Raw genomic sequence first — 25,250 nt, 5'->3', positions numbered from 1 at the left:
AACGGAACCGCGATTTCGTCCGGGTTCCATTCCGGGAACCCTGACGGGCAGGGGTGCGATGCTCATGGCAGGACGGCTATTCCGCCGCGGGTTTTGCCAGCGCGACGCCGGCTTGGTGCACGGGACTTGACATTCGAACAGTTCCGTCAGATATTTCTGTTATGACAGAAACAACAGCCAAGAAGAAACTCCCGGCCGTCGTCGAGCGGTTCATCCTGCACTGGGGCGACATGGGGGACGAGTGGGGCGTCAACCGCTCCGTCAGCCAGATCCACGGCCTGCTTTATCTCGCCGAGGCGCCGATGACCGCGGAGGACATCGCTGAGACGCTCGGCATGGCGCGGTCCAACGTCTCCAACTCCATCAAGGAGCTGCTGGCCTGGAACCTGATCCGCCGGGTGCCGATCCTCGGCGACCGCCGCGATCATTTCGAGGCGGAGACCGACATCTGGGAAGTGGCGGCACGGATCGCCGCCGGCCGCAAGGAGCGTGAGATCGACCCCGCGGTCGATGCGCTGCGCGCCTGCGTTTCCGACGCGGCTGACGATCCGACCATCAGCCCGGTCGCCAGCAAGCGGTTGAAGGAAATGCTGGCGTTCACCGAACTGGTCGACCGTTGGTACACGCAGATGCTCCACGTGCCGCGGCCGCGGCTGGTCGCGCTGATCAAGCTCGGCGAGAAGATCGTCAGTTTCTTGCCGGCAGGGAAACCCAGATAGGGGCAGAGCAGGAGCGTGTGATGGCGTCCACCAGAGTACCAAGGCTTCCCGCAACGCCCGCCTCGAACACCATCCTGCTCGACGACCACCGCTTCCACGATCTGCTGCCCGACGAGGAGTGGGGCCGGCTGCCGCTGGCGATATGGCGGCGCTTCTCCAAGCGCTTCGCCGATGGCGAGACCGTCGTCTATGTCGGCACGATCGAGGAGGCAAGCTTCAGCCGCGCCGGCTGGTGGCTGGCGCAGCTTGCGCGCGTGATCGGCGGGCCGTTGCCGACGGGTGCCGAGACCGGTGTCCCGATGGTCGTGACGGTGACCGAGGACGCGGCGAGCGGTGGGCAGATCTGGACCCGCATCTGCGCGCGCAGCAACGGATTTCCGCAGGTCATTCATTCCGCAAAACGTTTCGCCGGGCCGACCGGGCTCGAGGAATATGTTGGCTACGGCATCAGCATGGCGCTGGTCATATCCGTCGAGCACGAAGCGCTGGTGTTTCGCGGCGTCGGCTATTCCTTTCAGATCGGGCCGTTGAGATTGCCGCTGCCGATGCGGTTCACGCCCGGCGATCTCACCGTGACCCATTCCGATCTCGGTGGCGGCACGTTCCGTTTCACGCTGGAAATCGTTCATCCGCGCTTCGGCAAGCTCATTCGTCAATCCGCATTGTTCCGGGAGGCCGCATCATGACGTCGCTGCTGTGGACCCTGATCGCCATTCAGATCGTGATGGGCGTGTTCGACACGTTCTATCACCATGAACTGACCGAGCGGCTCGCATGGCGTCCCTCGCAGCGCTACGAGCTGCAGCTCCACAGCCTGCGCAACATGCTCTATGCGCTGCTGTTCCTGGTGCTGGGCTGGCTCGAGGTGCACGGCATCCTCGCGATGCTGATTATCGCCGTGCTGGCAGCCGAAATCGTCATCACGCTGATGGATTTCGTCGAGGAGGACATGAGCCGGAAATTGCCCGCCAGCGAACGTATCAATCACACGCTGCTCGCGATCAACTACGGCGCCATTCTGGTGCTGCTGCTGCCGGTCCTGATCGGCTGGGCAGCGCAGCCGACCGGCGTCAAATCGGCTTACACCGGCTGGCTCAGCATGGTCGCGGCGGCCTCGGCCGTCGGTGCGGCGCTTTGTGGCCTGCGCGATTTCATGGCGTCGAAGCGTCTGGCGCGAATGAGCAGCGCGCCCGCGGCGGGCCTGGTCGAAAAACTGCCCGTCCGGCAGACGGTGCTGGTCACCGGCGCCACCGGCTTCATCGGCAGCCGCCTGGTGGCAAGCCTGAGCGGGGCGGGCCATCAGGTCATCGCGCTGGTGCGTAACCCCGCGAAGGCCGACATGCTGCCGCCGCCGATCACGCTGATCACGAGCCTCGACCAGCTTCCGACGGACACCAGCATCGATGCCATCGTCAATCTCGCAGGCGAGCCGATCGGCAACGGGCTGTGGACCGACGCCAAGCGCCGAAAAATCCTCGACTCCCGGATCAACATGACCGGCGACATCGTCAAGCTGATCGCGCGGCTCGAACGCAAGCCGGCGGTGCTGGTGAGCGGCTCGGCCATTGGTTGGTATGGGCTCTGGCAGGATCAGGTGCTGACGGAGTCGGCAAAATCACATGCCTGCTTCAGCCATGAGCTCTGCGACGCCTGGGAAAACGCGGCGCGTGCGGCGGAAGCGCATGGCGTGCGCGTGATCTGCCTGCGGATCGGCCTCGTGATCGGCACCGATGGCGGCTTCATCACGCGGATGCTGACGCCGTTCGAGTTCGGCCTTGGCGGACCGCTGGGCTCGGGCCGGCAGTGGATGTCGTGGATCGAGCGCGACGATCTGATCCGCCTGATCGCCCATGTGATCGCAAAGCCTGAACTGGCAGGGCCGATCAACGCCACCGCACCGATCCCCGTGACCAATGCAAAGTTCACCGAGGAGTTGGGCCGCCGGCTGCACCGGCCGGCGATTTTCCGGATTCCCGGCGCGCTGCTGCGCCGCGTCGGCGGCGACTTCGCCAATGAATTGCTGCTGGGCGGCCAGCGCGTGCTGCCGAACAAGGCACTCAGTAACGGCTTCGTGTTCCGGCACGAAACGCTACGCAGTGCGTTCGAGGCGATTCTGTGAGGGGGGCGAGATCTGCTCCAGCTACGCCTGCCCCATCACCGCGGCAGTTTCGCGATCGCCTGGCTGAGTTCGTGGATTTCGTAGGGCTTGCGCAGGATGGGAAAATCGCCGCGCACGCTCAGCGCGGCATCGCTGTAGCCGCTGGCCAGCAGGATCGGCAGTCCGGGCTTGGTCGCCTTCAGGTGACGCGCCAGACCGAGCCCATCCATTTTGCCGGGCATCACGATGTCGGAGAAGACGAGGTCTATGCCGTCGAGTTCGATTTCGCGCAAGGCCGCTTCGGCATCCGCCACCCTGCGGACGGTGTAGCCGAGCTGTTCGAGCAGGCCGGCGCTGACGGAGGCGACCTCCGGATTGTCCTCGACCAGCAGCACGGTGCCGCTGCCGCCGCTATCCACCGCATTGGCGTCCTCGGCGGTGTCAGCGGTTTCCTTTCGCGGCAGCAGGATCGTGATCCTGGTGCCCTTGCCGAGTTCGCTCGCCACCTTGACCGTTCCGCCGGCCTGATGCGCGAAGCCATGAACCTGCGACAGCCCGAGACCGGTGCCCTTGCCGATCGGCTTGGTGGTGAAGAAGGGGTCGAAGATCTTGCTGAGGATATCGGGCGCGATGCCGGCGCCGGTGTCTTCGACGGTAATGGCGACATATTCGCCGGCGTTGACCTCGTCCCTGAGCGTGTCGTTACGCGCCGATATCGTGATGACGCCGTCGCCGGTCATGGCGTCGCGCGCGTTGACGACGAGATTGACCAGCGCCGTCTCGAACTCGGCGACGTCGACCATGACCGGCCAGACGCCCCGGTCGACCTCGAATTGCAGCGTCACCGCGCTGCCGACGGCGGCATCGAGCACTTCGCGCACCGCATCGACGCGTTCGGCGACATCGACCGCTTGCGGGTTGACGCTCTGTCGCCGGGCGAATGTCAGCAACTGGCTGGTGAGGGAGGCGCCGCGTTTGGTTGCCCCATCGATTGCCGATAGCGCCCGCTGGCATTTGGGATCGTCGCCAACCGCTTTCCTCAGTGTGTGAAGACTGCCGCTGATGACCATCAGAAGATTGTTGAAATCATGCGCCACGCCGCCGGTCAGTTGGCCGAGCGCGTCGAGTTTCTGCGCTTCCGCAAGCTGCTGGTGCATCTGTTCGAGCTTGAGCTGGGCTTCGCGGCGCTCGGTAATGTCCCGGGTGATCTTGGCGAAGCCGACCAGCTTGCCGTCCTCGTAGAGCGGGTCGATGATGACGCTGGCCCAGAAGAAGGTGCCGTCCTTGCGGACGCGCCAGCCTTCCTCCTCGTAGCGGCCCTGTTCGCGGGCGATGCGCAAGGCGCGGAGCGGCTTGCCGTTCGCGCGGTCGACTTCGGCATAGAAGCGGGAGAAGTGGTGCCCGATGATCTCGGCGGGCGAGTAACCCTTGATCCGCTGGCCGCCGATATTCCAACTCGTCACTACGCCGCTTGGATCCAGCATGTAAAGCGCGTAGTCGGCAACGCCTTCAACCAGGAGTCGGAAATTACGTTCGGATTCGAATAGATACCTTTGCCGTTGTTGATCTTTCGTGAACATCCGACTGCCCGTTTAAGAGGCGCAAACGCACAAGGTCCCAACTGGTTCCCGAAAAATCGGACTTTTTAACGAAACGGTCCGTTACGCCGGCGAAACGGAACGTTTCGCCGAGGCAACCACGCTCCTGAACGTCGCCGCCAGTGTCCGCAACGCCGCGAGCTTGGCTGGATCGCTGACCTTCGAGTGCAGCACCACCTTCGAAGAAGGCAGCCGCGGCAGCCCTTCGGCCGGCCCGATATCGACAAGGCCGGGCGGGGCGATCCGCCGGGCCAGCGGCGCTATCGCAAGGCCGGCCAATGCCGCCGCGGCCACCGCGGTGACGCCGCCGCCGACAAAGCTCTCGCTCCAGGCGATGCCGGCCTTGTCGAGGGCGCGGATGGCGAGCGCGCGCACGCCGCAGGGCGGCGCCAGCGTCGCCAGCGGCAGCGTCTCGCCGCGGCGCCAGACCAGGCGTTTGGCGGCGAACCAGCCGAAGGCGTCTTCCGTCAGTTTCTCGCCACCGCGGCGGCTGCCTTCCTGCCGCACCACGACGGCATCAAGTTCGCCGGCATCGTAGGCCTCCAGCATCGCGCGCGAAAAGCCGATCGTCACCGAAAGCGCCAGCTGCGACGACATCGCGTGCAGCCGTTCGAGCAGCGGCACCAGTTCCGGTCCCGCGGCGTGATCGGAGATGCCGAGCGACAATTGCTGGCGCGCGGGCATCTCGCCCGACAGCGCGCGGTCATGCGCCTCGATCAGCGCGCGGGCATGGGGCAGGAACGCAGCACCCGCGGCGGTCAGCGCGACCGCCCGCGGCGAGCGCTCGACCAGCCGCTTGCCGACCACGCTCTCCAGCCGCTGCAGCTTCATGCTGACGGACGCTTGCGTGGTGCCGAACGCCTCGGCAGCGCGGGTAAAGCTCTGCAGTTCGGCGACCAGCAGGAACGCCTGCACCGTGTCGATATCCAGCGTGCTCATGTCATCATAAATATTAGTTATCACTGTTATGAACATAGATAAGATACCAAAATGATGGGCGCGGGTCTAGATGAATGGCAGCGCGATGCCAGCGCGCCCCATCGAAGGAGAACGACCATGCCGCTTGTTACCGTCACCTATTCCAGCGTCCGCAAGTCGCCGTCGCTGAAGGCGGAGATTGCGTCCGCCGTCAGCGATCTCACCGCAAAAATCCTGCGCAAGGATCCCAAGGTCACCGCCATCATCGTGAAATCGGTCGATGCCGCCGACTGGTTTGCCGGCGGAAAGTCACTCGCCGAGCAGAGCCTCGCCAGCTTCTGGCTCGACGTTCATGTCAGCGAGGGCACCAATACCAAGGACGAGAAGGCCGCCTATCTCGCCGCGCTGTTCCAGCGCATGGGCGAACTGCTCGGGCCGCTGCACGAGGAAAGCTACGCCCATGTCGATGAAGTGAAGGGCGATGCCTACGGCTTCGGCGGCCTCACCCAGGAGCGCCGCTACATCGCCGGCCAACTCGAGGTCGCGCCGCGGAAGGCTGCGGCGTGAAGATAGCCTGACTTGCGGACGGCGCTTGCGGCGCCGTCCGGCATGCGCTGTCAGCGGGACACCATCGGCGCATGGTGGTCGCCGAATGCAAGGCCACGACCGAGCGACCAGTCCACCGGCGCATTTTCGGTGAGCACGATCATCACGTCGTCTCCGGAAAATCCGGCGCTGACGGCCCGGTCCGCGATCCGCCGAAACAGATTTTTCTTCTGATCGATCGTGCGTCCCTCGAGAAACAGAATCTCGATGATCGAGGCGTCCGGCGTGCGCGCGACGTCAGGGAAGGTCGGGTCGATGAGCATCATCTCCGGCGCATAGGCCGAAACGAGCTGAAATCGGTCCTTGGGCGGCACGCCACAGGTTTCGACGAGACCCTCGTGCACGGCGTTGGCAAGGGCGCGGATTTGGGCCGGCGCCAGATGGGCCGGAACGGAAATGCGGGCGAGGGGCATGGGGAAGGTCTCCGGGTTTTCTGGGGCCTCCGTCCTATTCATGCTAGGAATCGAGATAAACCTCGTTTTTGATAATCACTCATACCTAGAAGTCATGAATATGCTGATGCATCCGGTGTCAGACCTCGCGGTTTTTGTCCGGACGGTCGATCTGGGGAGTTTTGCGGCCGTGGGCACTGAGGTCGAACTGACGGCCTCAGGCGTCTCCCGCATCGTGACCAGGCTGGAGCGCCGCCTCGGGGCCAAGCTTCTGCATCGGACGACGCGGCGGCTGGTGCTGACCCAGGAAGGCGAAACCTTTCTTGTTCATGCAAGGAGCATCCTGGCTGCGGTCGAGGCCGCCGAAGCCGATGTCGCCTCCGTCCATGGGCGGGCGCGCGGGCATCTGCGGATCAACAGCGGCACCGCGTTCGCAAGACACCGGCTCGCGCGTCTGCTGCCGCAATTCATGGACCAGTTTCCGGAAATCACCGTCGATCTTTCGGTGAGCGATCATCGCATCGATCCGATCGCCGACCAAGTCGACGTCACGATCCGGGTAGGGCCGCTCGGGGATAGCGAGCTGATCGCGATCCGCCTCGGCGAAGTCAGGCGCGTCATTGCCGGCAGCCCGCGATATCTGGAGCGTCATGGCATTCCTGAGCAGGCCGCCGATCTAGCCCGGCATAATTGCCTGCAGCTCAGCGGCTTCTCGCGGCTGGCGCAATGGCCGATCGTCGAGCAAGGCAAGCGGGTCATGATGCCGGTAAAGGGGTCGATCCGCTCTGACAGTGCCGACTTCCTGCTCGATCTCGCGCTGGCGGGCGCGGGTCTGGTGCGGTTCGGCGACTTTCTGGGGGAGGCGGCCTTGAAGGATGGCAGGCTGGTGCCGGTGCTGTCGCATTGCCACGATCCCGACCCGCAACCGATCACGGCCCTGATCCTGCCCGGGCGGCAAAACATCCCGCGGGTTCGCGCTTTTGTTGATTTCCTCAAGGCCGCGGCGTGAATGTCAGTGGGGCGCGTCCCAAGCGGAAGATCGACCTGCATCGTCCGGCCTGCAAAAAGGCTACACCGTTGCTTCCGGCAGGTGCGCAGCTGTTGCGCCGAACACGTCTTCAAATGCCCGCCGAAGCGCGACGTCGACATCCTCCATCGTCACGGGCAGGCCGAGATCCACCAGCGAGGTGACGCCGTAACGCGGGTCGGCGACGCCGCAGGGCACGATCGCGGAAAAATGCGAAAGATCCGGCTCGACATTGATGGCGATGCCGTGGAACGACACCCAGCGCCGCAGGCGCACGCCGATCGCTGCGATCTTGTCCTCGTAGCCTGCGCCCTTGTCCGGCCGCCTGACCCAGACGCCGACGCGGTCCTCGCGACGCTCGCCGCGCACATTGAAGGCGTCGAGCGTGCGGATGATCCATTCTTCAAGGCCCGCCACATAGGCCCGCACGTCCGGCCGCCGCCGCTTCAGGTCGAGCATCACATAGGCCACCCGCTGGCCGGGGCCGTGATAGGTGAGCTGCCCGCCGCGGCCGGTGGTGAATAGCGGGAAGCGCGGGTCGAGCAGGTCGCCTTCCTTGCCGCTGGTGCCCGAAGTGTAGAGTGGGGGATGCTCCAGCAGCCAGACCAGCTCAGTTGCCCTTTGATCGGCGATATCGGCCGCGCGTGATTCCATCTCCGTCACGGCCTCGGGGTAGGGCACAGGATTAGCCGAAATCCGCCATTCGACCGCGGCGCCGCCTTTCGCTAGCGCGAACGTCGTCAAATCAAGGCTTTGGCGGTCATTAACCATTGGCTAACCATAACGTGGTCAGGTGGAACCAGATCAATTTAGTCCCCCTTTGGCGGTTTCGAAGTGGCCACCCTCGATAAAGTCAGCGTCGATCTCATGGTGGTGCTCGGCACCACGACCATGCCCATCCACCAGGTGATGCGGCTTTCCCGCGGCGCCATCATCGAACTGGACGCCACCGAACAGGACGAGGTCAAGATCCTCGCCAACAACCTTCCGGTGGCTTCCGGCGTGGTGCTGGTGGATCGCAACCGCATCGCGGTCGAAGTCAAGCAAATGCTGCCGAAATCGCCTGATGTCAGGTAGTTATCGAAGCGCAAAACTTCCTTGTCCCCCCATCCCTGATTTGTTACATCGGCGCCGTTGATCCGGCGGACGCTTAGTCCTTCCAGCCGGTATCCCAAGCGCTCGTGGCGGAATTGGTAGACGCGCTGCCTTGAGGTGGCAGTGAGTAAAATCGTGGGGGTTCGAGTCCCTCCGAGCGCACCAAACGGCATAAGCCATTGATACGCTAAGAGTTTTTTCCCACATTGTTACCCACAGCGAACGTTAGTACTTGTTCTGCGCAGAATTCCTTTTTCCTCGCGCGTCGTGCTCTTGCTACGTCGCGCAATATTGTTTGAATGATGCGCTCGTGTCTGAAAACCTCTATTTGCTCAGGAAAGGGCAGGGGCGTAGCCCAGCGTAGACATGGGCGGGTCGGAATTCTTGCGGCGGTTCGCAGGTTTGATCAACAAAAGGCTCCGTCGGCGAACATCGAGGCCTACCGGTGCCATATCCGCACCTAGAAGGACCCGACGCCGACATGAGGCAGGGTGCCGGCTAACGACCTTTTTGACTCAAAGCAGGTCGCTACCCTACTCCCGGATCGCTCTCGCATAATCGAAATAGGTGTATCTCCTATGGCCGTAGCTCAGCACCTTGGTCTGTAGCTCGACCGCATAGGTGGTCAGTCTCACATCGATAGCGCCGCCGTCGAGATCGGTGGGCTGCTTTACGGCCAATCCGGTCCGGGTCGAAGATCGGTGTGTCTTGCGAAGCACGCTGAAGTCGGCGACGGGCGGGCCACCCTGCAGTGCCTCCTCCAGCACACGGCCCTGGGTGTCCAGCATTTCAAGCTTGAGGATATGTGCGACGGTCGGGGCGATATCGACGTTAGCCGTCGGCAAAGTGTCGTAAAGACCAGCTTTGAAGTCGGGCCCGCGAACCAGCAGCGAAATGCGCGTGTCGGTTGGCGAGAAGCTGCCGTGGTCGCCGCGACGGTTCACCGAGCTCGCGTAGCTGATGCCCGGCTTGCCCGCCACCGCAATGGTTTCGTCGTAATTGAAGCTGACGATCATGTCCGGCGCCCGTCCCGTTACGTTCGGTTCCGTGTTGATGAGACTCATGGGCAACGTGCCAGCGATATCGCCGTAGCGGTCGCTCACGAAGATCGCGCCGAATTGCTGGCGGCTCTGTAGGCTGGCGACAGCGGCCTTTACCACCTCGCGGTCGCCGTCCGGAACGAAGAGGTAGTCGCTGCCGGCATTGGCGGCTACGACGATCGCGCCCGCCGGGACTGGCTTCGGTATCACAAAGGCGGACGAGGTGAGTAGCTGTGGCTTACCGCAAACACTTCCGTCCTCGTCACGCCGCATTGGCTGCAGATGCGTGCCATCGGGCAGGATGCCTGACAGGATTGGGATTGCACGGCAGCCGGCTCCGTCATACGCCTTGAGCCCGTCACGTCTCAGCAGCTCGGCCGTACGCACGAAGCCCGACACGGAGTAGCCGTGCGGATCGGGTGGGCCGACGCCGCCGTCGACGATATCGCGCAGTGGGAAATGCCCGACGTCGCCCGAAACCGTACTGTGATTGTGGTCCTGAGTGATGATGATATCGGTCGACCGCTCCCAGCCGAGCTGGCGAAGCTTGTCCATAACACGTCCAAGAATCTCGTCGTTCATCCGGGTGGCGTCGATTGAATTGAAAGTCCCCGGTCCATAGGCGTGATTGGTGGCGTCCGGCTCCTTGGACCAGAACACGGTCAGGTCGGGTTGCTTCGCCGGTAAGATGTAGTCGACGAACAGATCAGTGAGGTAGCGGAAGCCGCGCCGCGACAGCGCGCCGCTGCGATCGAGCGGGTTGGCGGTCTGCCCGTCCTTGAGTCGCTGGATCGGTATCGGCGCAGTGGGATCGCCATTGTCCTTGGCAAGCGTCAATGCGCCCTCCGGATGGGCATTTACGCTGTTGCGTGGTAGCGCGTAGCCGGCGTTCTGCAGTTCCTTGGCGAAAGCGAGCGGGATCGCCGCATCCTCGTCGAGAATGATGCCGCCGCGTCGGTAGTCCTGAATGAAGGCGGCGCCAAACTTGCCCACCGCTGCCGTGGTTAGGCCCTTGGCCTGAGCCGCCTGCAGCAGTGTGGGAACCAGAGTCAACCTGCTCTGGTAGGCTTCGCGCACAGCCTCCACCACGCCGAAATCTTCGATGAAGGCCGGCGCCGAAAAGTCGAGGTCGGTGCCTTTCGCGTTCTTTCCTCTAGCGTGTGGTGCGTACACAACGTTGCCGTAGAACCCATGTGCGCCCGGATACGTGCCGGTGGCGATGGAGGCGGAATTCATCATCGTGAAGGTCGGATAGACCGCGTGATGGTCGGCAAAGACGACGCCGGTTCGCGCAAGCGCAAAGTAGTTGGGCGTGATTTCTGGCTTCAGGTCGTCGGCTCGCAGCCCGTCCCAGACGAAAACAATGACGCGCCGCTTGGCAGATGCGTCCGGCTGCTGCGCTAACGAGTCGTCTGCGATCGGAGGCAGCATGGTGAAGAGGGCGCTAAGCAGAACAAGCGATCTCACTTTCATGATTCGCCTCCAGCTCCGACGCGGCTGCGGCCCAGATCTGAGCAAGAGAGATTGGCCGATCAGGTGCGTCGGGTCGGACGTTAGGACTAGAACTGCTCTACCGTCCAACACATAATTGTACTATTGCTTATGCAATTTGGAGATAAGAGTGGACACGAAGCGCTTGCGGACGTTTGTGACCGTTGCCGACTTCGGCACCGTGACAAAGGCGGCACTGCGTCTACGCATAAGTCAGTCTGCGCTGTCGCGGCAAATCGCGGATCTCGAGCACGAATGCCGATTCAAGCTGTTCGACCGGATCGGCCGACGTTTATTCCTGACGACCCGGGGCGAGCAATTCCTGGGCGATTGCAGGGGCGTGCTGGGGCAAATGGACTCGCTCGGGGAGCGCATCGAACTGCTACAGCGCGGAGATTCCGGCAAAGTCAAAATTGCGGCGCCGCCGCAGACGATCGAAAGCGTGCTGGCGAATTTCCTACCGCGCTATGCCGAACGCTTCCCGAACGTGCGGGTGAAAGTGATCGAAGCGCTCGGTATGGACCAAGTGTCGCTCCTCGAGCGAGGCGAGGTCGATGTCGGGATCCGTCACGACCAGGGTGCCAGCCCGTGGTTCGACAGCCTCGCAATGCCGCCGGACGATGTGCTGGCCGCATGCCCGCCGTCGTTGCCCGTCGGCCGCAACGGGATGGTCGACATCGTCGCACTATCCGATCACCCCCTCTTGCTTCCGGACGACGGCTATTCGGTGCGTCGCCTGTTTGATGCCGCCTGCCGAGTCGCCGGCACCGAACCCGCTATCCTCATCGAGAGCCGGGCACCGCATACCTTGCTCGCGCTCGCCGAAGCCGGGCAGGGGGTGGCTATCATTCCGTCCCTGTTGCGGACCGACCGCTACAGGTTGAAGATCGTGCGCGTGACACACCGGCGAAAGCCGCTCCGCGACCGCTATGTCATTCAGTGGGACAAGAGGCGTCTGATGCCGGCCTATGTCCGAAGCTTCCGGGATGCGCTCGCGGCCTATATGCGCGAGGTGCTGCCGATTACACGGCCAGCTTTGGGCAGGGCGCTACCGCGGCATTAGCCGCAGCGCTGTCGTGCCGCCAATAAGTGCAAGACCTCCTCAAGCAGAATGTATGGAAGGGGTGCACAGTGCGAGCGAAGTGCCGGTCACGTGAACGGCACTTCCCAACACAAAAAACGCCACAGAGGCCCTTCCATGCGTGCTTGTCACAATGACCCTGACACTCTGGTCCCCTACGAGGGGCGTCTCGATCACCATCCAATTTAAAAGCACCCCATAGGCTTGAAACGCACCTTACAGATTGCCTGCTTCGGATAAGTTATTGAAATTGCAACAAATGCGACCGCCCTCCGAGCGCACCAATGGCATAAGCCATTGATACGAAAAATTTTTTCGCGATCTTTCTATTCCCACGTTGTTACCCGCAGAATGCTCCTTCCGCTAATCTTCCATGTTTGACTTCTTGGCCGAGCGTTTGCTCTCGTAATCGTCGCAGCCTTCTTTGAACCAATGCCTCGCCAAGGAACACCGCTGTTTGGTGACGAGAGGGCAGTGGCGTAGCCTAGAGTAGAAATCGGCGGGCCAGGCGATCTCGTCCAGGCAGCGCCTAGCTGGCGGCTTGGCGCGATCGACCTCCGAACAGGGATGACGATGACCTGGAGCTTCATCTCGATTGTGTTGGCAACCGCGGGTTCGCTCCGAAAGGCATTGCCATGCTCTCACCTCGTAGGCGCGGACAGAACGTAATTGGGGGACAGTAAGGTCGAGCTACACTTGCGGTGTTGCCGATGGCAATTCGAACTGAACATTAAGCAGGTTGCTCATCACTGCGGCAAGGACACCAGTAGCCAGGCGCCCGCGGCCACACATGCAATGCCGGCAACACGCGCGATCCATCGTCCGACCGGCGTAAGTTTCTCCAAAAGGACAAGCAGTGCCAAAAGCGCAATCCAAAGCACGTTCATCGCCCCGCCTACGAACAAAAGCGCCATCAAAACCCAGCAGCAGCCGACGCAATAGCCTCCGTGTCGAAGCCCCAGCAGCAGGCAGCCTCGCAGGTGGTTCTGAAAGCCGCCGTGGCGTATCAGGAACTGAAGCGGCGACTGGCACTGGGCGAGACAGACGTCCTTGAGCGGTGTCCATTGATAGACTCCCGCCGCGATCAGTACGATTGCGCCGAGCAGGTTGCTGGCGATCGCCATCCGCGAATCCAGCAGGGCTGTCCGCTCGATCACCCATTGGAGAAAAGTGGCTGCCAGCGAAAAGCCGCTCCAGGCGAGGAGATAACCGGCCGCAAACCAGCCGGTCGCGGCGAACGGCTTGCCCTGCGATTTCCACTGTCGACCCACGCGGGCGTACATGAGGATCATGGGCGCTGCCGAGGGGGCCATCATTCCGACCATCATCACCGCCCACATCAGGAACACATACGCGAACTCGATCGCTCGCCATGGCTCGTTGGCCGGCAACATGATTCCGATCCCGGCCGGGATCATGCGGAACCCGGTCATGTCCATGCCGCCCATGTCCATGTCGTTGGCGAGCCAGAGCACATAGCTCCATGCCAGCGCGAAAATGATGCCGATCGCGCCGCCGACGACCCAGCGATCGCGCCGCAGCACGGTTTCCAGGGGGCTGTCGGTCATTTGCGATTGACGTTGCCGGCCTTGTCGCAAGGCGCCGGTATCAGGAGTTGCATCAAGCCTGGTTCGACCAGCGGATCGGCGCATAGAGGCCGTTCTTGCCGGAATTATCCCAGCGCATGCCATGATCGCTGAACGTATTGCCGGGGGCGCCGACTGCCATCACCATGTTGTCGGGGCTAACCGGATGGCCAATGTTCGCCCACATTTCCCCGCTCGGATGCATGGTCGGCAATGGATCGACGGACATGTGCAGAATGTCAGGGATTTCCGCGGACCGCGTCTTGCCGTCGATTCGGAATGTGATCGGGACCTTGCGCACCCCCAGGTTCTTGCTGATCAGCGGTGTGAACGCGGCCATCGGACCACCGGCGGCGCCGGTGAAGATCGCAGCTAAAGCCTCGGTCTGCTCATCGTTGGCGCGCTGATCGATATAGGCGGCCACCGACCAATCTCCGTCTGCCATGACCCCAGGTGCGTGGAGGATAATCAGGACATTGAGCCCATCGAGCGCGATGCCGCCATAGCGGCCGCTTTCGACGTGGAAGATCAGCGGTACGTTACAGAAGCCCTCGGTCGGTCGTGCGGTCAACGGGGGGGCCGCCGACACGAGACAGGGACACACGATGCTGCAACTGCAATTCTCGAAATAGTCACCGGAAAGGTGCCATGAGACGTCCGCCATCGCTCTCTCCCGCAAGGCCGAACCCGATAGATTGCTTTCGAATGAACTACGTGTAGTTGAAAATTACGCTGAGCGGAAGGTATCGCAAGCCGATTCCACGATCGAAATACGCCGAGGAAGGAGAGATGGACGTTGCTTAGTGCCGGCAGACCAGGAAATGCACCTAAACTCTTTGCCCATTTCCGCAAGCCATTGAAATCGCAGCACATGCGACCGCCCTCCGAGCGCGCCAAGGGCATAAGTCATTGATACGGAAAGCGATTTCTCGATCCTTCCAATCCCACATTATTATTGCTGCGGGTTCGATCAAGAGAGAACGGCTGCGGGCCGTCAACTGGTGAGACCCGCCTTGCGCAATCCGTCGAGGAAGTGTTCGCGGTCGGTGGGATCGCGATATCTTTCGGCTCGGGCCCGAGCGAGGTCGAGAGTCTTCGCGGGCGCGGCTTTGCCGTTCGCATTCAGTTCACGACACCGTTCGCTGACGAACGCCTCCGCTTCGGACCGAGCCTCGCCGAGGCGATCCATCTGCGCAAAGCAGGCCGCAAGGAGGGCGTGCGACCACCTATCGAGGGCTCGCGCCTCCATCAACGTTTTGACCGCCCGCTCGTACTCGCGCCCCGAAAAAAGGGCGAGCGCGTGATACCAGTGGTACAGGTTGGGCGGAAAGGGATTGAGCCGTTTGGCTGTCCCGATCCATGCGAGCGCCTCGCGCCACCGTCCCCAGTAGACCAGGATGTTAGCGAAAACGGCGGCGACATCGGCATCGTTTGGATTGAGCGCGAGCGCGCGGCTGAAATGGATTTCGGCCTTGGCGTCTTCGTTCAGCAGGAACAGTAGCTGCGCGAAGACGCCATGAGACCAGGCGTCGCCGTCGTCGATGTCGAGCGCGGTCTCGATCTCGCGAAGTGCCTCCTCCAAGGTCGCGGTGGCAGGCGATTCGAGAAACACGTCGCAGACGATGGTCCAGGCGATGTTGACGTGAGCGCGAGCATATTGCGGGTCGAGTGCGACGGCGCTCCGGAAATATTCCCTGGCCTCTGCCATCCCCTTTACGCTCAACTGGCGCCACCGCTCGTTCCCCAGTAGAACCAGATCATAGGCGGTAATGCTCGAAGTCGGCTTGCGTCGGGCGATCTCGCGGCCGGCGTCCTCCAGCCGGCCGGGCAGGGCGGCGACGATCGCCCGGACGATCTCGTCCTGCAGGGCGAAGATGTCGTTGAGTTCACGCTCGTAGCGCTCGGTCCAGAGATGATAACCGCTCGCGGCATCGAGAAGCTGGACGGTCACCCGCACCCGGTTGCCGATCTTGCGCACGCTCCCTTCGGCCACGTACCGGACGCCGAGCTCGCGGCCGACCCGTTTGATCTCGGTCGTCTTGCCCCTGTAGGCGAAGCTCGAGTGGCGCGCGACGACGAACAGCGACCGGAACCGCGACAATTCGGCGATGATGTCTCCCGTGATCCCGTCGGAAAAATAGTCCTGCGCGGGATCGCCGCTCAGATTCGACAACGGAAGCACCGCGAGCGACGGCTTGTCGGACACTGCTGGCGCCGGTGACGCGGGCAGGCCGGCTTCGGATCCGGTCGCGACCGGCGGTCCGATATAGCGGTAGCCGCGGCGCGGCAACGTCTCGATCCAGGTCGTCCTCCCGTCGCTCTCGGCGAATGTCCGTCGCAAGGCGGCGATCTGCACCGTCAGGTTGCTCTCCTCGATCGCAAGCCCCGGCCAGGCGGCCTCCATCAATGCGTCCTTGGACACCGGCGTTCCGGCCCGTTCGACAAGCAGTCGGAGCAGCGTCACCGCGCGCCGTCCGAGCGCGACCGGTTCGGAGCCCCGAAACAGCATCTCGGCGTCCGCATCGAGGCGGTAGGGGCCGAATTCGTGGATCGTCGCCATGGCCTAGAGACTACATGTTCGGCGGAATTTGCAACTTTTTCGGAACAGATTCAGGACCTCCGGGGAACGGGCGATCATGCTGCAACCGTGCTGAAAAGACTTCGAGGGTGCCCAATGTGCGATTTCTGCAGTGCGGTGGAGGCCGATGGTCATGGCACAGTCTGATCTGATGGCCTGTGCCGTCCCGGCCATGATTGCCGGTGCGCCCGACCGGGTTTGCCGGATGCTGGAGGCCGTCCGGGCGCTGGCCCCGCTGATCGCCGCGCAGCGCGACGACTTCGACAGCGGCCGCCGATTGCCGGAGGCGGTTTTCGCGGCGCTCGCCGACGCAGGCCTATTCCGCCTGTGGCTGCCCGAAGCACTCGGCGGGCCCGAGTTGTCTCCCTTCGAGTTCATGAGAATAGTCGAGGCCGCCTCGGCGCTCGACGGCTCGGTCGGCTGGCTCGTCGGCAACGGCGGCGGCATGAGCCGGATCGGTGGCTATCTCGGTGAGGCCGTCGCACGCGACTGGTTCGCCGACCGGCATGCCTTCGTCGTCAGTTCGACCGGTGCGGTCGGCACGGCGACCCCCGTCGATGGCGGCTATTGTGTCAACGGACGATGGCCATTTGGCAGCGGCGCGCATCACGCGAAGCGGTTCATGGTGCTGGCCAGCGTCAGGCCCGAGGATCCGGATTCGCCTCTTCTCTGCTGCTATCTCAGCCGGGCAGACGTGATCATCCTCGACAACTGGCATGTGTCCGGACTGCGCGGCACCGGAAGTTGCGATTTCGAGGCACGGGATGTTTTCGTGCCAGCCGCTCACGCCCATCCGTTTCTCGGACTGCAACCGACCCAGCCCGGACTGCTGTATCGCATGCCGCCATCATCAGTGTTCGCGTGGAGCATCTGCGGGGTACCGCTCGGCATCGCCTCCGGCGCCATTACCTCGTTCGCGGAGCTTGCCTGCCGGAAAGGCCGCCTTGGCACCCGAGCCATGCTTCGCGATCGCGAGACCGTTCAGGCGACGGTCGGGCGGATGAGAGCGATGCTTCAGGCCGCCCGTGCCTTCCTGATCGATGCCATGGTGGAATTGATGGCCGCGACCGATACGGGCGGCCAACGGCTGGTGAAGGCGCGCGCGGACATTCGGATCGCCAACGCACATGCGGCCGAGACTGCGATGTCCGTCACCGACATGCTGGCCGCCAGCGCGGGCACCGTCGCCATCTTCGAGACCTGCGTCCTGGAGCGTGCGGTGCGCGATATGCGCGCCGCGGCGAAGCATATCGCGATGAGTCCGAACAACTACATCATCGCGGGCCGGCTGGCCCTCGGGCTCGATCCCGGCGCGGCGAGATTTTGAAGTAACGCGACCACTCAACGGAGTTGCCCGATGTCTGTGGTTTGCCGGCCAGCGCGTGCGCGGGATCTGGAATTCGCCGACATTCTTGTCGTCTCCAGCATCAACGATCTCACAGAGCGGCATGGCTTCGGGCCCATGGCTGTCTGCTCCCCTCCCAAATTTCAGTTGTTTTCCTTGAAGGACGATGCCGACGGTCTCTGGGTGGCGGAGGAGGGCGAGCGGATCCTCGGCTTTGCCTGGAGTTGGGTCTGCGGCGACATGTGGTTTCTGGCGCAGCTGTTCGTGTCGCCCGATCATCAGGGGCGGGGCATCGGCAACGAACTGATCGCGCGAACTCTCGAGCACGCCGAGAAATCGGGCGCTTCCAACAGAGTGCTCATCACCTTCAGCTTCAACACCGTCTCGCAAGGACTCTACATCCGCCACGGACTGCTTCCGCGATTTCCCATCTACAGTGTCAGTGCATCGCGAGAGCAATTGATCGGCAGCATGCGGGGCTCGCGATACGACGTCACGCCGCTCAAGGAAGAAGCTTCGACCCTGCGTCGCCTCGCGCAAGCGGATGAGCGGGTCCTCGGCATCTCGCGCGAAAAGCATCACCGCTACCTGATCAATGATGGCGGGGCGAGAGGGTTCAATCTCTACGACGGAAACGATTGGGCCGGCTACGCCTATGTGGACGCCGGCGGACATATCGGACCGCTCGCAGTCATGGAAGTCCACGCTGTCGCTCCCGCCTTAAGAACAGCGCTGCACTTGGCGGCCGAGAGCGGCTCGTCGCGGATATCGGCGTTCTTGCCCGGCGCAGGCGAGGCGGCTCTCAACGTCGCGATGGAGCACGGAATGCGGATCAAGTTTCCCATGTTGCTGATGTCGTCGCGAGAATTCGGTAATTGGGCCCAGTATCTGCCGCGCAACCCCGGCTTCATGTGATCGCAAAAGGATGAGGCGCACGCGGGCTTCGGACTTCCTCCGTGATGCACTCAAGAATGGCGTGGCAAGCCGACATCTTCCGAAGGAAGGTCGAGCCAAGCTCGGCGGCTGACAGGTTAGAAAGCCGGTTGACCCAAGTGGAGGACTGGGATCGTTTTAGACTTCGTGCCGCGGTCGCGCCTGATTCGGTCCAGATGCCGGAACAGCGGAGCGCGCTGGTGCTGGGCCTGAAAAGCACCGATTGGCGCGAAATGCACCTAAACTCTTTGCCAATTTCCGCAAGCCATTGAAATCGCAGCACATGCGACCGCCCTCCGAGCGCATCACCTCAAAAAATCAGTTTTGTTTTTGCTGGGTTTTTGGCTCCGCGGCCCGCACCTTGTCACAGGTGCGGAATCTTTGAGGGACAAACCCGTCACGGCTTGGCCGGGCTCGATCGAGGTGAGAGCGGGACTTGAAAGGTCCTGAATCGCGGGAGCTCAGGAAAGCTATCCGCGGCGCTGGCGGAGACCAGCCCGACGACCGCGGCCGCAACTTCCTTGCCGACCAGCCGATTGATCGCAGTGGTTTGACCTTTGCTAAGTTGGACTTCGAGCGCGCCCGCCGCCGCCATCGCGGTCCTGACGCGGCTGATCGACTGCTCGGAATATCTATCGTCGATCGCAATTGTCTTACCGGCCAGGTCGGAGACCGATTTGACGTCGGGACCCGCCACAAGGACGGCCACGAGAGCATCCAGCGACGCATCCAGCGTCGGGACCGACATTCGCTCCGCGACCGCGGAGGCGGCCGCCACCTGCTCCTGTGTCGTTCGGGTCTGCGCAGCGTCGGTCGTTGACTGCGGATCGGTGGCGCTTATGCGAGCAGCTTCGGAAGCGCGAGTCGCGTCGGAAGCAACGGCATTGCCTGTCGTCTGCTGGTTCGCTTGCGGAGAGCGAAGCGGAATGGGAATGGCAGGCGCGGCCTTTGCCGCGACCTTGATTGGCCTGGGTGTTCGACGGACGGTGTGGTCCGCGTGAGTTCGGACTGGCCTGTCGCCGCGCCAGGCGACGGCGGGCACTGGTTTCGCTATGGCGGAATCGCTGTCATCCGGTTCGGGTTCAATCGGCACATGAACCGCGGTCAGGCAGGCGAACGGATTCAGGCCAACGCATGATGGCTGTGTTGATTGTTGGCTGCTGCAACCGACCAGGGTAGTAGCCAGCACGCAAATAAGAAGCGTCCTCAATCGATCCTCCTGAAGAGGTTGAGTGCGGCCCGCAATTCTTGCGGCGTGAAGGAAGTTGCGCTGGATCGTCAATCATTGATGCAAAACTGTTAAGCGCGCATTAATTGAAGCGCCCCGGCGCCATCCGATGATGGTGCCTGCATTTCACACGCCCGCCTTCTCGTCGCTTCCTTTGATGCAGGATTTCGCCACGAATCGGTCGCTATGGTTGCGCGCTGGGGGTTGTTCATCGAGTGATGGAGAACGGCCTATGGCGAGTATCGAACGACTTCACAGAACTGCGCCGCTGGATTTAGCCAAGCTTGAAGAAGATGTTGTAGGGAGTCTTCCTGCGATCAGGGCGGCCCCATCGGGGCCGATGCCAGACTATGTCGAGCATGAAGAGGGCGTTACGCGCGTCGGCGCGCTCACTGCCGAGGCCGTGGTGCGCGACTATGAAGCCGCCGCCAGGGAAATCGAAGCCATGGGCGCAGAGCTGATCAGCGCGGCGAAGAAATGCGAGGCGATGACCGCCGAAGTGCATAATGCCATTGCCTTCATGCGCGATACCGCAGCCTCGTATCGTGAGGAAGCCAAAAAGATCTTCAAGCGCATCGAGGAATGCGCGATCTTTACCGAGCACGTCCGGAAGACCTGCGAGACCGTCAAACTCAAGATGATCGAAGGCAAAATATAGCCGCCGTCCGGAACATCGTTCAGGTTTGCCGTCCCGACGGAAGACCATGTTTTTCTAATAGCGTGTGTGAATTGCGGTACATGCCAGCGCCGCGAATCAGCTTAGTTTGTACCTCCTCCCTAGACTCACCCGCCGCAAATGGCGGGTCCTCTTTTACGGTATCCGACAGTCAGAATAGCCTCCCAGCGATCCTGTGGTGGCCGCAGTGGCTGGTCACGCAGGTCCGCACCCGTTTGTAGGGGCTTCGTATACTTGTTCGTATGCTTGGGGTGATCCGATGCGCTCCGAGCGCACCATAACGTTGCAGTTCGGGTTTAATACAATCGGCTCAGTGAGGTGTGCGCGTGTCCGCGATGCCACGGCGCGCGAATCCTTTGCGGCGGGGGCGGGTTGTTGCCCCTACAGTCGCACCATTCGCGTAAACTGAACGGGCCCGCCGGCTGCTGATTCCTGCTGGCTCCGCCGCCGTTCGGCGCCTCCAGGAAGTTCGACACTATCAAGACCACCCGGAGCATCTTCATGCTGTTTCTTAGTTACGCCTATCGATTCCTCTCCAACTTCGTGTTCCTGGCGCTGGTCTATTTCGCTCTGAATTTCCTCGAAAAGTACCAGCACCGGGTGGTGGTCGCGGTTCTCGTGCTGGTCTATGCCGGCATGCATGCGGCGTCGGCGCTGCGGTCGTTTCACTTCTTCCAGCGCATCGAACGGCTGGAGCTGGAAGCGCGCCGCCTGGTGGCGGCGCTTGGCGAGGGGCCGAATTCGACGTCAACGCGCAAGCAGGTGATCACCGAGGTCAGCGGGCTCCGCCATGCCGGCGAGATCAAGGCCTATATCGACCTGCTGTTCCTCGCCATCGTCATCCTGCTCTGCGTCGCCAAGATCGTGACGAATTGAGCCCTGTCCCGATCGCCGAGAGGGCCTTGGGGTAAGGAAAACGCATCAAAACAAATGACTGGCTGATGATCGTGATCCATTCGATCAGAACCGGCCGATCAGCGCTTCTTCCAACCTGCAACCCGTACCGATCGCCCGTTCCGTTTGGCTTGCGCCGCTGGCTTGGGGGCGGTCGCGGCAGCGCTTTGCGGCGCCTGCGCGGCCTCTCCGGCGGACGCCGGCGGCTGGGCCACGGCCACACGGCCGTGGCGACGAGATTTGCCGGCGAGCTTTGCGGAGGAGACTTCCGTTGAACGGGCTTGCGCCGTCGCCGCTCGGCGCGCGGACGCGGCCAGCAGGGTCATGCGCGCCGATTCCGGGATTTTGAAAAGGCTCGCTGTTGGAACCGGCAGCGCGGCCAGTGTGCCGGCTGGTGGCAGCGTCGTTTGCCGCGGCCACGGCGCCACTGGGGGCAGGGGAACGCCGCGCCCGCGCCGCGGTACGCGCGCGCCAAGATCGCTCGTGTGCCAATCGAGATGCGACAATGCCGGGACCGGGAGCGCTGCAGGGCCGGCAGAAGCGAATTTCCGAACCTTCGGCCAGCGCGAAACCGCCACCGTCTCCGACGGTGGATGCAGCTGCCATTGCTGCGGCTCGGTCGGCGTTGCCGGCCGCTCCGGTGTCGCCGGCACCACATGGACGATGCGATAGCCGCGCACCTTCAACTCGTGCAGGATCCTCGGCAGCGCGGTGACCGTGCGCGGTTGAATGTCGTGCAGCAGCAGGATGCCTTTTCCTTTGGCCTCCAGCCGCTTGATCGCGAGCTCATAGACGCGCGCTGCGGACACGTTGCGCCAGTCGTCGGCGGGAAAATCGGCGCTCCAGACCTGAAGTCCTTTGGAGGCAGCGAATTCCTCGATCCCGTCGTTGGTGCGCAGGCCGGGAATGCGCAGGAACGGCGCGGGCGCGGTGCCGTCGGCCAGCGCCGCGGTCACCGAGGCGATACCCTGTTCGATCTCCTGCCTGGAGCGGTCGAGCGGCAGGCGATCCATGCCGGTCGGATGGTTCTGGCTGTGGGTGGCCACCGTGTGGCCGGCATCGCGCACCTTGCGCACGCCTTCGGGATTGGCGTGCGCCTGGCTTCCGACCAGGAAGAACGTCGCCTTCGCGCAATGCGCCGCGAGAATGTCGAGGATCTGGTTAGAGTATTTCGGCAGCGGGCCGTCGTCGAAGGTCAGCACCACCTCATGGTCTTCGAGCGGCAGCGTCTTGCCGTATTGCATGGTGCCGATGAGGGGATGGGCGCGCGGATCGACCACGATGGTGCGTGACGTACCGATGGCGTCGGGATGACCTGGACAATCGGCGGCCGACACAGCCTGCGCGGCGACAGAGGTCAGCAGGCCCACACAGACGGCGGTCCAAGGACGTCGCCGAAGCTCCCCAAATACGCTAGCGATCATCGAACCCCGGCTTCATTCCAAGAGCACGCACCAAGAGCACGCAACGGCTTACATCTGGCACCATGAATGCCGCCTTAATCACCTGAGTTCTACACTTAATTTGGCTTCGGGGCGTGATCCAGGCCACAGAACCAGCGTCAGCCGAAGAAATCGTGATCTAATGTGCTTTGCCGGACACGGTTTTGGCACCGGCAGGAACCAGATGGACTACGCGGTAACGGTTGTCGCGGAGGTAGCGCAGGAAGGCCGGCAGCATGGCAGCGGTTTGCCCCTTGGGATCGTGCAGCAGGATGATGCCCTTGCGGGCGGCTTGCAGCCGCTCGGTAAGCAGCTTCAACTGCTGTGCCGGTGTCATCGGATTCCAGTCGCTGGCCCAGAGGTCGGCGCCGAACACGGCGATGCCGCGCTTCTGCAAGGCGTCCTGCGTCGCCGGTGTCATGTCGAAAAAGGGAAAGCGAAAGAACGGCGTGCTCGGGGTGGTCGTGGCCGTTCCGTGAAGCGCCGTTTCGACGGCCGCGATGCCCTTGTCGATTTCGCCGATGGCCGCTTCCGGCTTCATGTATTTGAGATTGTGGTGGGTCCAGGTGTGGTGCGCGATGGTATGACCCTCGGCCGCTATTCTTCGCACCAGCTCGGGATGTTCCGAAGCGGGCTTGCCGATCAGGAAGAATGTCGCGCGCACGCATTCCTGCGCGAGCGCCGCCAATATCTTGCGGTCCGTCGCCGGCCACGGCCCGTCGTCGAAGGTCAGAATCACTTCGTGGTCTTCCAGCGGCAGCGTTTGAGGAAAGCTCTTGAGGCCCACGCGCGGGTAGGTGGCGGCGTCGACCGCGAGAACACGTGAGGTGCCGAGCGCGTCCTTGCGGCTGCATTCGGCAGCCTCAGCCGCCGCAACGAAGGTCATCAATGCCGCGACCGCCGCGCACAGCGCCGGGCTAAAATTTCGGGTCATTTGCGGTCGGGCATATTTGGCATTGCGCTGGGTGTTGCCGATTAGGTAAGCGTGCAGCGTAACTCAGACAAGTTCCCTCAATCTGTCAAACCGGCGAGGCGTGGCATGGCCGAGAATATCGACGTTGCCCAAGCCGAGGCGCGACCTGCGCAGGGCTCCGTACTCGACCATCTCCTGATGCGGGATGACGAGAACCAGCTCCGCCACGAGTTTGTCGAGGAGATCACGCGCGCCATCCGCGCCGCCGACCGGCCGCTATTGTGCGAGGTGGTGGCGGAACTGCACGAGGCCGATCTCGGCGATTTGATCGCGGCCCTCGAACCCGACGACCGCGTCACGCTGGTCGAATTGACCGGTACCGATTTCGACTTCTCGGCGCTGAACGAGGTCGACGATTCCGTCCGCGAGGAAATCCTCGAGGAACTCGAACCGGAGACGGTCGCGGAGGGCGTTCGCGAACTGGAATCCGACGACGCCGTCCAACTGCTCGAAGGTCTCGACCAGGAGGACAAGGAGGAGATCCTCGAAAAGCTGCCGCCGTCCGAGCGCGTCGCGCTGGAGCGGAGCCTGCTTTATCCGGAAAATTCCGCCGGCCGGCGGATGCAATCCGAGTTCATCGCGGTGCCGCCGGACTGGACCGTGGGGCAGGCGATCGACTACATGCGCGACACCCCCGATCTGCCGGACCGGTTTTACGAGATCTACGCGGTGGATTCCGAAAAGCACTGGCAGGGTGCGGTCTCGCTCGACACGCTGCTGCGGGCGCGCCGGCCGGTGCCGATCGCCGATCTGATCGACGAAAACCGCCGCCGCGTCTCCGTGCTGGACGACCAGGAAGAGGTCGCGCGGATGTTCGGCAAGTACAATCTGGTCGCGGCTCCCGTCGTCGACACCACCAATCGGCTGGTCGGCGTCATCACCATCGACGACGTGGTCGACGTCATCGAGGAAGAGGCCGACGAGGATTTGAAAGCGCTCGGCGGCGTCACCAGCGACGAAGAACTGTCCGACAATGTCTGGACCATCGCGCGCGCCCGCTTCAACTGGCTGCTGGTCAATCTGGCGACCGCGTTTCTGGCGTCCTCCGTGCTCGGCCTGTTCGAGGGCCAGCTTGAGAAGATGGTGGCGCTCGCCGTGCTGGCGCCGATCGTGGCGAGCCAGGGCGGCAACGCCGCGACCCAGACCATGACGGTGGCGGTGCGGGCGCTGGCCACCCGCGAGCTCGGCTCCAACAACGCGTTGCGCGTGGTGCTGCGTGAGGCGATGGTCGGCCTCGTCAACGGGCTCGCCTTTGCCGTGATCACCGGCGTCGCCGCGGTGGCCTGGTTCAAGATCCCGGGACTTGGCATCGTGATCGGCCTTGCCATCATCTGCAACCTGGTGGCCGGCGCGCTCGGCGGCATCCTGATCCCGATGGTGCTGGAGCGGGTGCGCGCCGATCCGGCGGTGGCGTCGGGAACCTTCGTCACGACGATTACCGACGTGGTCGGTTTCTTCTCGTTTCTCGGTATTGCCACGTTGTGGTTCGGACTCAGGTAGCGCCTCATTTATCGTTAATCGGGTCTTAAC

At 62.9% G+C, this 25,250-nt stretch carries 23 protein-coding genes and 1 tRNA gene; 13 read left to right on the top strand and 11 right to left on the bottom strand.

Annotated features, from left to right (window positions below):
* Positions 1–161: 161 nt before the first annotated feature.
* Genes V1293_RS08655 through V1293_RS08645 form a run of 3 tightly spaced genes read left to right on the top strand, consistent with a single transcriptional unit; the run spans position 162 to position 2,838 of the window.
* Positions 162–719, top strand: a complete 558-nt coding sequence (locus V1293_RS08655) for a GbsR/MarR family transcriptional regulator (protein ID WP_334508479.1) — start codon at positions 162–164, stop codon at positions 717–719.
* 20 nt (positions 720–739) lie between these two features.
* Positions 740–1,405: a DUF4166 domain-containing protein gene (locus V1293_RS08650; protein WP_334508477.1), complete on the top strand. Its 666-nt coding sequence runs from the start codon at positions 740–742 to the stop codon at positions 1,403–1,405.
* Positions 1,402–2,838, top strand: a complete 1,437-nt coding sequence (locus tag V1293_RS08645) for a TIGR01777 family oxidoreductase (RefSeq protein WP_334508473.1) — start codon at positions 1,402–1,404, stop codon at positions 2,836–2,838. The genes V1293_RS08650 and V1293_RS08645 overlap by 4 nt, the downstream gene beginning before the upstream one ends.
* 35 nt (positions 2,839–2,873) lie before the next feature.
* On the opposite strand, the gene V1293_RS08640 is transcribed toward V1293_RS08645, so the two are convergent.
* Both V1293_RS08640 and V1293_RS08635 read right to left on the bottom strand, forming a co-directional pair.
* Positions 2,874–4,397, bottom strand: a complete 1,524-nt coding sequence (locus V1293_RS08640) for a PAS domain-containing sensor histidine kinase (RefSeq protein ID WP_334508471.1) — start codon at positions 4,395–4,397, stop codon at positions 2,874–2,876.
* Positions 4,398–4,478: 81 nt separating this feature from the next.
* Entirely contained in the window at positions 4,479–5,354 is an 876-nt protein-coding gene (locus V1293_RS08635; protein ID WP_334508469.1) for a LysR family transcriptional regulator, read from the bottom strand.
* A gap of 117 nt (positions 5,355–5,471) precedes the next feature.
* Here V1293_RS08635 and V1293_RS08630 point away from each other — a divergent pair, with 117 nt between their 5' ends.
* Positions 5,472–5,900, top strand: a complete 429-nt coding sequence (locus V1293_RS08630; protein WP_334508467.1) for a tautomerase family protein — start codon at positions 5,472–5,474, stop codon at positions 5,898–5,900.
* 50 nt (positions 5,901–5,950) lie between these two features.
* Here the strand turns inward: V1293_RS08630 and V1293_RS08625 are convergent, their stop codons facing one another.
* Complete coding sequence (locus tag V1293_RS08625; protein WP_334508465.1) at positions 5,951–6,352, bottom strand: tautomerase family protein; 402 nt, start codon at positions 6,350–6,352, stop codon at positions 5,951–5,953.
* 100 nt (positions 6,353–6,452) lie between these two features.
* On the opposite strand from V1293_RS08625, the gene V1293_RS08620 reads away from it, so the two are divergent.
* Entirely contained in the window at positions 6,453–7,340 is an 888-nt protein-coding gene (locus V1293_RS08620; RefSeq protein WP_334508463.1) for a LysR family transcriptional regulator, read from the top strand.
* Between the two features lie 60 nt (positions 7,341–7,400).
* Here the strand turns inward: V1293_RS08620 and lipB are convergent, their stop codons facing one another.
* Positions 7,401–8,129: a lipoyl(octanoyl) transferase LipB gene (lipB, locus tag V1293_RS08615; RefSeq protein WP_334508460.1), complete on the bottom strand. Its 729-nt coding sequence runs from the start codon at positions 8,127–8,129 to the stop codon at positions 7,401–7,403.
* 63 nt (positions 8,130–8,192) lie between these two features.
* Between lipB and V1293_RS08610 the strand changes: the two genes are divergently transcribed.
* Together V1293_RS08610 and V1293_RS08605 are read left to right on the top strand one after the other, a co-directional pair.
* Complete coding sequence (locus V1293_RS08610) at positions 8,193–8,435, top strand: FliM/FliN family flagellar motor switch protein (protein ID WP_057835618.1); 243 nt, start codon at positions 8,193–8,195, stop codon at positions 8,433–8,435.
* A gap of 98 nt (positions 8,436–8,533) precedes the next feature.
* Positions 8,534–8,618, top strand: a tRNA-Leu gene (locus V1293_RS08605).
* A gap of 368 nt (positions 8,619–8,986) precedes the next feature.
* Here the strand turns inward: V1293_RS08605 and V1293_RS08600 are convergent.
* Positions 8,987–10,966: an alkaline phosphatase family protein gene (locus V1293_RS08600; RefSeq protein WP_334508456.1), complete on the bottom strand. Its 1,980-nt coding sequence runs from the start codon at positions 10,964–10,966 to the stop codon at positions 8,987–8,989.
* Positions 10,967–11,114: 148 nt separating this feature from the next.
* On the opposite strand from V1293_RS08600, the gene V1293_RS08595 reads away from it, so the two are divergent.
* Positions 11,115–12,047 carry a LysR family transcriptional regulator gene (locus V1293_RS08595; RefSeq protein WP_334508454.1) on the top strand — a complete coding sequence of 311 codons (933 nt, stop codon included), beginning with the start codon at positions 11,115–11,117 and terminating at the stop codon, positions 12,045–12,047.
* A 764-nt stretch (positions 12,048–12,811) separates the two neighbouring features.
* Here V1293_RS08595 and V1293_RS08590 read toward each other — a convergent pair.
* The 3 genes from V1293_RS08590 to V1293_RS08580 form a co-directional block, all read right to left on the bottom strand.
* Entirely contained in the window at positions 12,812–13,633 is an 822-nt protein-coding gene (locus V1293_RS08590; protein ID WP_334508452.1) for a DUF2182 domain-containing protein, read from the bottom strand.
* Between the two features lie 52 nt (positions 13,634–13,685).
* Entirely contained in the window at positions 13,686–14,315 is a 630-nt protein-coding gene (locus V1293_RS08585) for a DUF1326 domain-containing protein (protein WP_334508450.1), read from the bottom strand.
* Positions 14,316–14,645: 330 nt separating this feature from the next.
* A complete protein-coding gene (locus V1293_RS08580) occupies positions 14,646–16,160 on the bottom strand; it encodes a winged helix-turn-helix domain-containing tetratricopeptide repeat protein (protein WP_334516668.1) in 1,515 nt (504 codons plus the stop codon).
* A 202-nt stretch (positions 16,161–16,362) separates the two neighbouring features.
* Here V1293_RS08580 and V1293_RS08575 point away from each other — a divergent pair, with 202 nt between their 5' ends.
* On the top strand, positions 16,363–17,556 hold the full coding sequence (locus V1293_RS08575) for an acyl-CoA dehydrogenase family protein (protein WP_334508448.1): 1,194 nt from the start codon (positions 16,363–16,365) through the stop codon (positions 17,554–17,556).
* 30 nt (positions 17,557–17,586) lie between these two features.
* On the top strand, positions 17,587–18,489 hold the full coding sequence (locus V1293_RS08570; protein ID WP_334508446.1) for a GNAT family N-acetyltransferase: 903 nt from the start codon (positions 17,587–17,589) through the stop codon (positions 18,487–18,489).
* Positions 18,490–18,904: 415 nt separating this feature from the next.
* Here V1293_RS08570 and V1293_RS08565 read toward each other — a convergent pair whose 3' ends face one another.
* On the bottom strand, positions 18,905–19,789 hold the full coding sequence (locus V1293_RS08565) for a hypothetical protein (RefSeq protein ID WP_334508444.1): 885 nt from the start codon (positions 19,787–19,789) through the stop codon (positions 18,905–18,907).
* Between the two features lie 178 nt (positions 19,790–19,967).
* On the opposite strand from V1293_RS08565, the gene V1293_RS08560 reads away from it, so the two are divergent.
* Together V1293_RS08560 and V1293_RS08555 are read left to right on the top strand one after the other, a co-directional pair.
* Positions 19,968–20,393: a hypothetical protein gene (locus tag V1293_RS08560; protein WP_334508442.1), complete on the top strand. Its 426-nt coding sequence runs from the start codon at positions 19,968–19,970 to the stop codon at positions 20,391–20,393.
* A 519-nt stretch (positions 20,394–20,912) separates the two neighbouring features.
* Positions 20,913–21,287 (top strand): hypothetical protein, encoded by a 375-nt coding sequence (locus tag V1293_RS08555; protein WP_334508440.1) that lies wholly within the window; start codon positions 20,913–20,915, stop codon positions 21,285–21,287.
* A 98-nt stretch (positions 21,288–21,385) separates the two neighbouring features.
* On the opposite strand, the gene V1293_RS08550 is transcribed toward V1293_RS08555, so the two are convergent.
* Together V1293_RS08550 and V1293_RS08545 are read right to left on the bottom strand one after the other, a co-directional pair.
* The gene (locus tag V1293_RS08550) at positions 21,386–22,675 is read right to left on the bottom strand and encodes a polysaccharide deacetylase family protein (protein WP_442894219.1); all 1,290 of its coding nucleotides are present in this window, start codon (positions 22,673–22,675) and stop codon (positions 21,386–21,388) included.
* A gap of 211 nt (positions 22,676–22,886) precedes the next feature.
* Complete coding sequence (locus tag V1293_RS08545) at positions 22,887–23,681, bottom strand: polysaccharide deacetylase family protein (RefSeq protein ID WP_442894218.1); 795 nt, start codon at positions 23,679–23,681, stop codon at positions 22,887–22,889.
* 105 nt (positions 23,682–23,786) lie between these two features.
* Between V1293_RS08545 and mgtE the strand changes: the two genes are divergently transcribed.
* Entirely contained in the window at positions 23,787–25,220 is a 1,434-nt protein-coding gene (gene mgtE / locus V1293_RS08540) for a magnesium transporter (protein WP_334508436.1), read from the top strand.
* Positions 25,221–25,250 lie beyond the last annotated feature (30 nt).

It is taken from the genome of Bradyrhizobium sp. AZCC 1693, from assembly GCF_036924745.1.
Classification (GTDB): domain Bacteria; phylum Pseudomonadota; class Alphaproteobacteria; order Rhizobiales; family Xanthobacteraceae; genus Bradyrhizobium.
This window is presented reverse-complemented; position numbering and strand designations above follow the sequence as displayed.

Coding starts and splice junctions, on each gene's coding strand:
- V1293_RS08555 (WP_334508440.1), top strand. CDS start 20,913: ATGCTGTTTCTTAGTTACGCCTATCGATTCCTCTCCAACTTCGTGTTC.
- V1293_RS08630 (WP_334508467.1), top strand. CDS start 5,472: ATGCCGCTTGTTACCGTCACCTATTCCAGCGTCCGCAAGTCGCCGTCG.
- V1293_RS08585 (WP_334508450.1), bottom strand. CDS start 14,315: ATGGCGGACGTCTCATGGCACCTTTCCGGTGACTATTTCGAGAATTGC.
- lipB (WP_334508460.1), bottom strand. CDS start 8,129: ATGGTTAATGACCGCCAAAGCCTTGATTTGACGACGTTCGCGCTAGCG.
- V1293_RS08590 (WP_334508452.1), bottom strand. CDS start 13,633: ATGACCGACAGCCCCCTGGAAACCGTGCTGCGGCGCGATCGCTGGGTC.
- V1293_RS08625 (WP_334508465.1), bottom strand. CDS start 6,352: ATGCCCCTCGCCCGCATTTCCGTTCCGGCCCATCTGGCGCCGGCCCAA.
- V1293_RS08645 (WP_334508473.1), top strand. CDS start 1,402: ATGACGTCGCTGCTGTGGACCCTGATCGCCATTCAGATCGTGATGGGC.
- V1293_RS08600 (WP_334508456.1), bottom strand. CDS start 10,966: ATGAAAGTGAGATCGCTTGTTCTGCTTAGCGCCCTCTTCACCATGCTG.
- V1293_RS08545 (WP_442894218.1), bottom strand. CDS start 23,681: ATGACCCGAAATTTTAGCCCGGCGCTGTGCGCGGCGGTCGCGGCATTG.
- V1293_RS08635 (WP_334508469.1), bottom strand. CDS start 5,354: ATGAGCACGCTGGATATCGACACGGTGCAGGCGTTCCTGCTGGTCGCC.
- mgtE (WP_334508436.1), top strand. CDS start 23,787: ATGGCCGAGAATATCGACGTTGCCCAAGCCGAGGCGCGACCTGCGCAG.
- V1293_RS08570 (WP_334508446.1), top strand. CDS start 17,587: ATGTCTGTGGTTTGCCGGCCAGCGCGTGCGCGGGATCTGGAATTCGCC.
- V1293_RS08655 (WP_334508479.1), top strand. CDS start 162: ATGACAGAAACAACAGCCAAGAAGAAACTCCCGGCCGTCGTCGAGCGG.
- V1293_RS08580 (WP_334516668.1), bottom strand. CDS start 16,160: ATGCTGTTTCGGGGCTCCGAACCGGTCGCGCTCGGACGGCGCGCGGTG.
- V1293_RS08575 (WP_334508448.1), top strand. CDS start 16,363: ATGGCACAGTCTGATCTGATGGCCTGTGCCGTCCCGGCCATGATTGCC.
- V1293_RS08560 (WP_334508442.1), top strand. CDS start 19,968: ATGGCGAGTATCGAACGACTTCACAGAACTGCGCCGCTGGATTTAGCC.
- V1293_RS08620 (WP_334508463.1), top strand. CDS start 6,453: ATGCTGATGCATCCGGTGTCAGACCTCGCGGTTTTTGTCCGGACGGTC.
- V1293_RS08650 (WP_334508477.1), top strand. CDS start 740: ATGGCGTCCACCAGAGTACCAAGGCTTCCCGCAACGCCCGCCTCGAAC.
- V1293_RS08640 (WP_334508471.1), bottom strand. CDS start 4,397: ATGTTCACGAAAGATCAACAACGGCAAAGGTATCTATTCGAATCCGAA.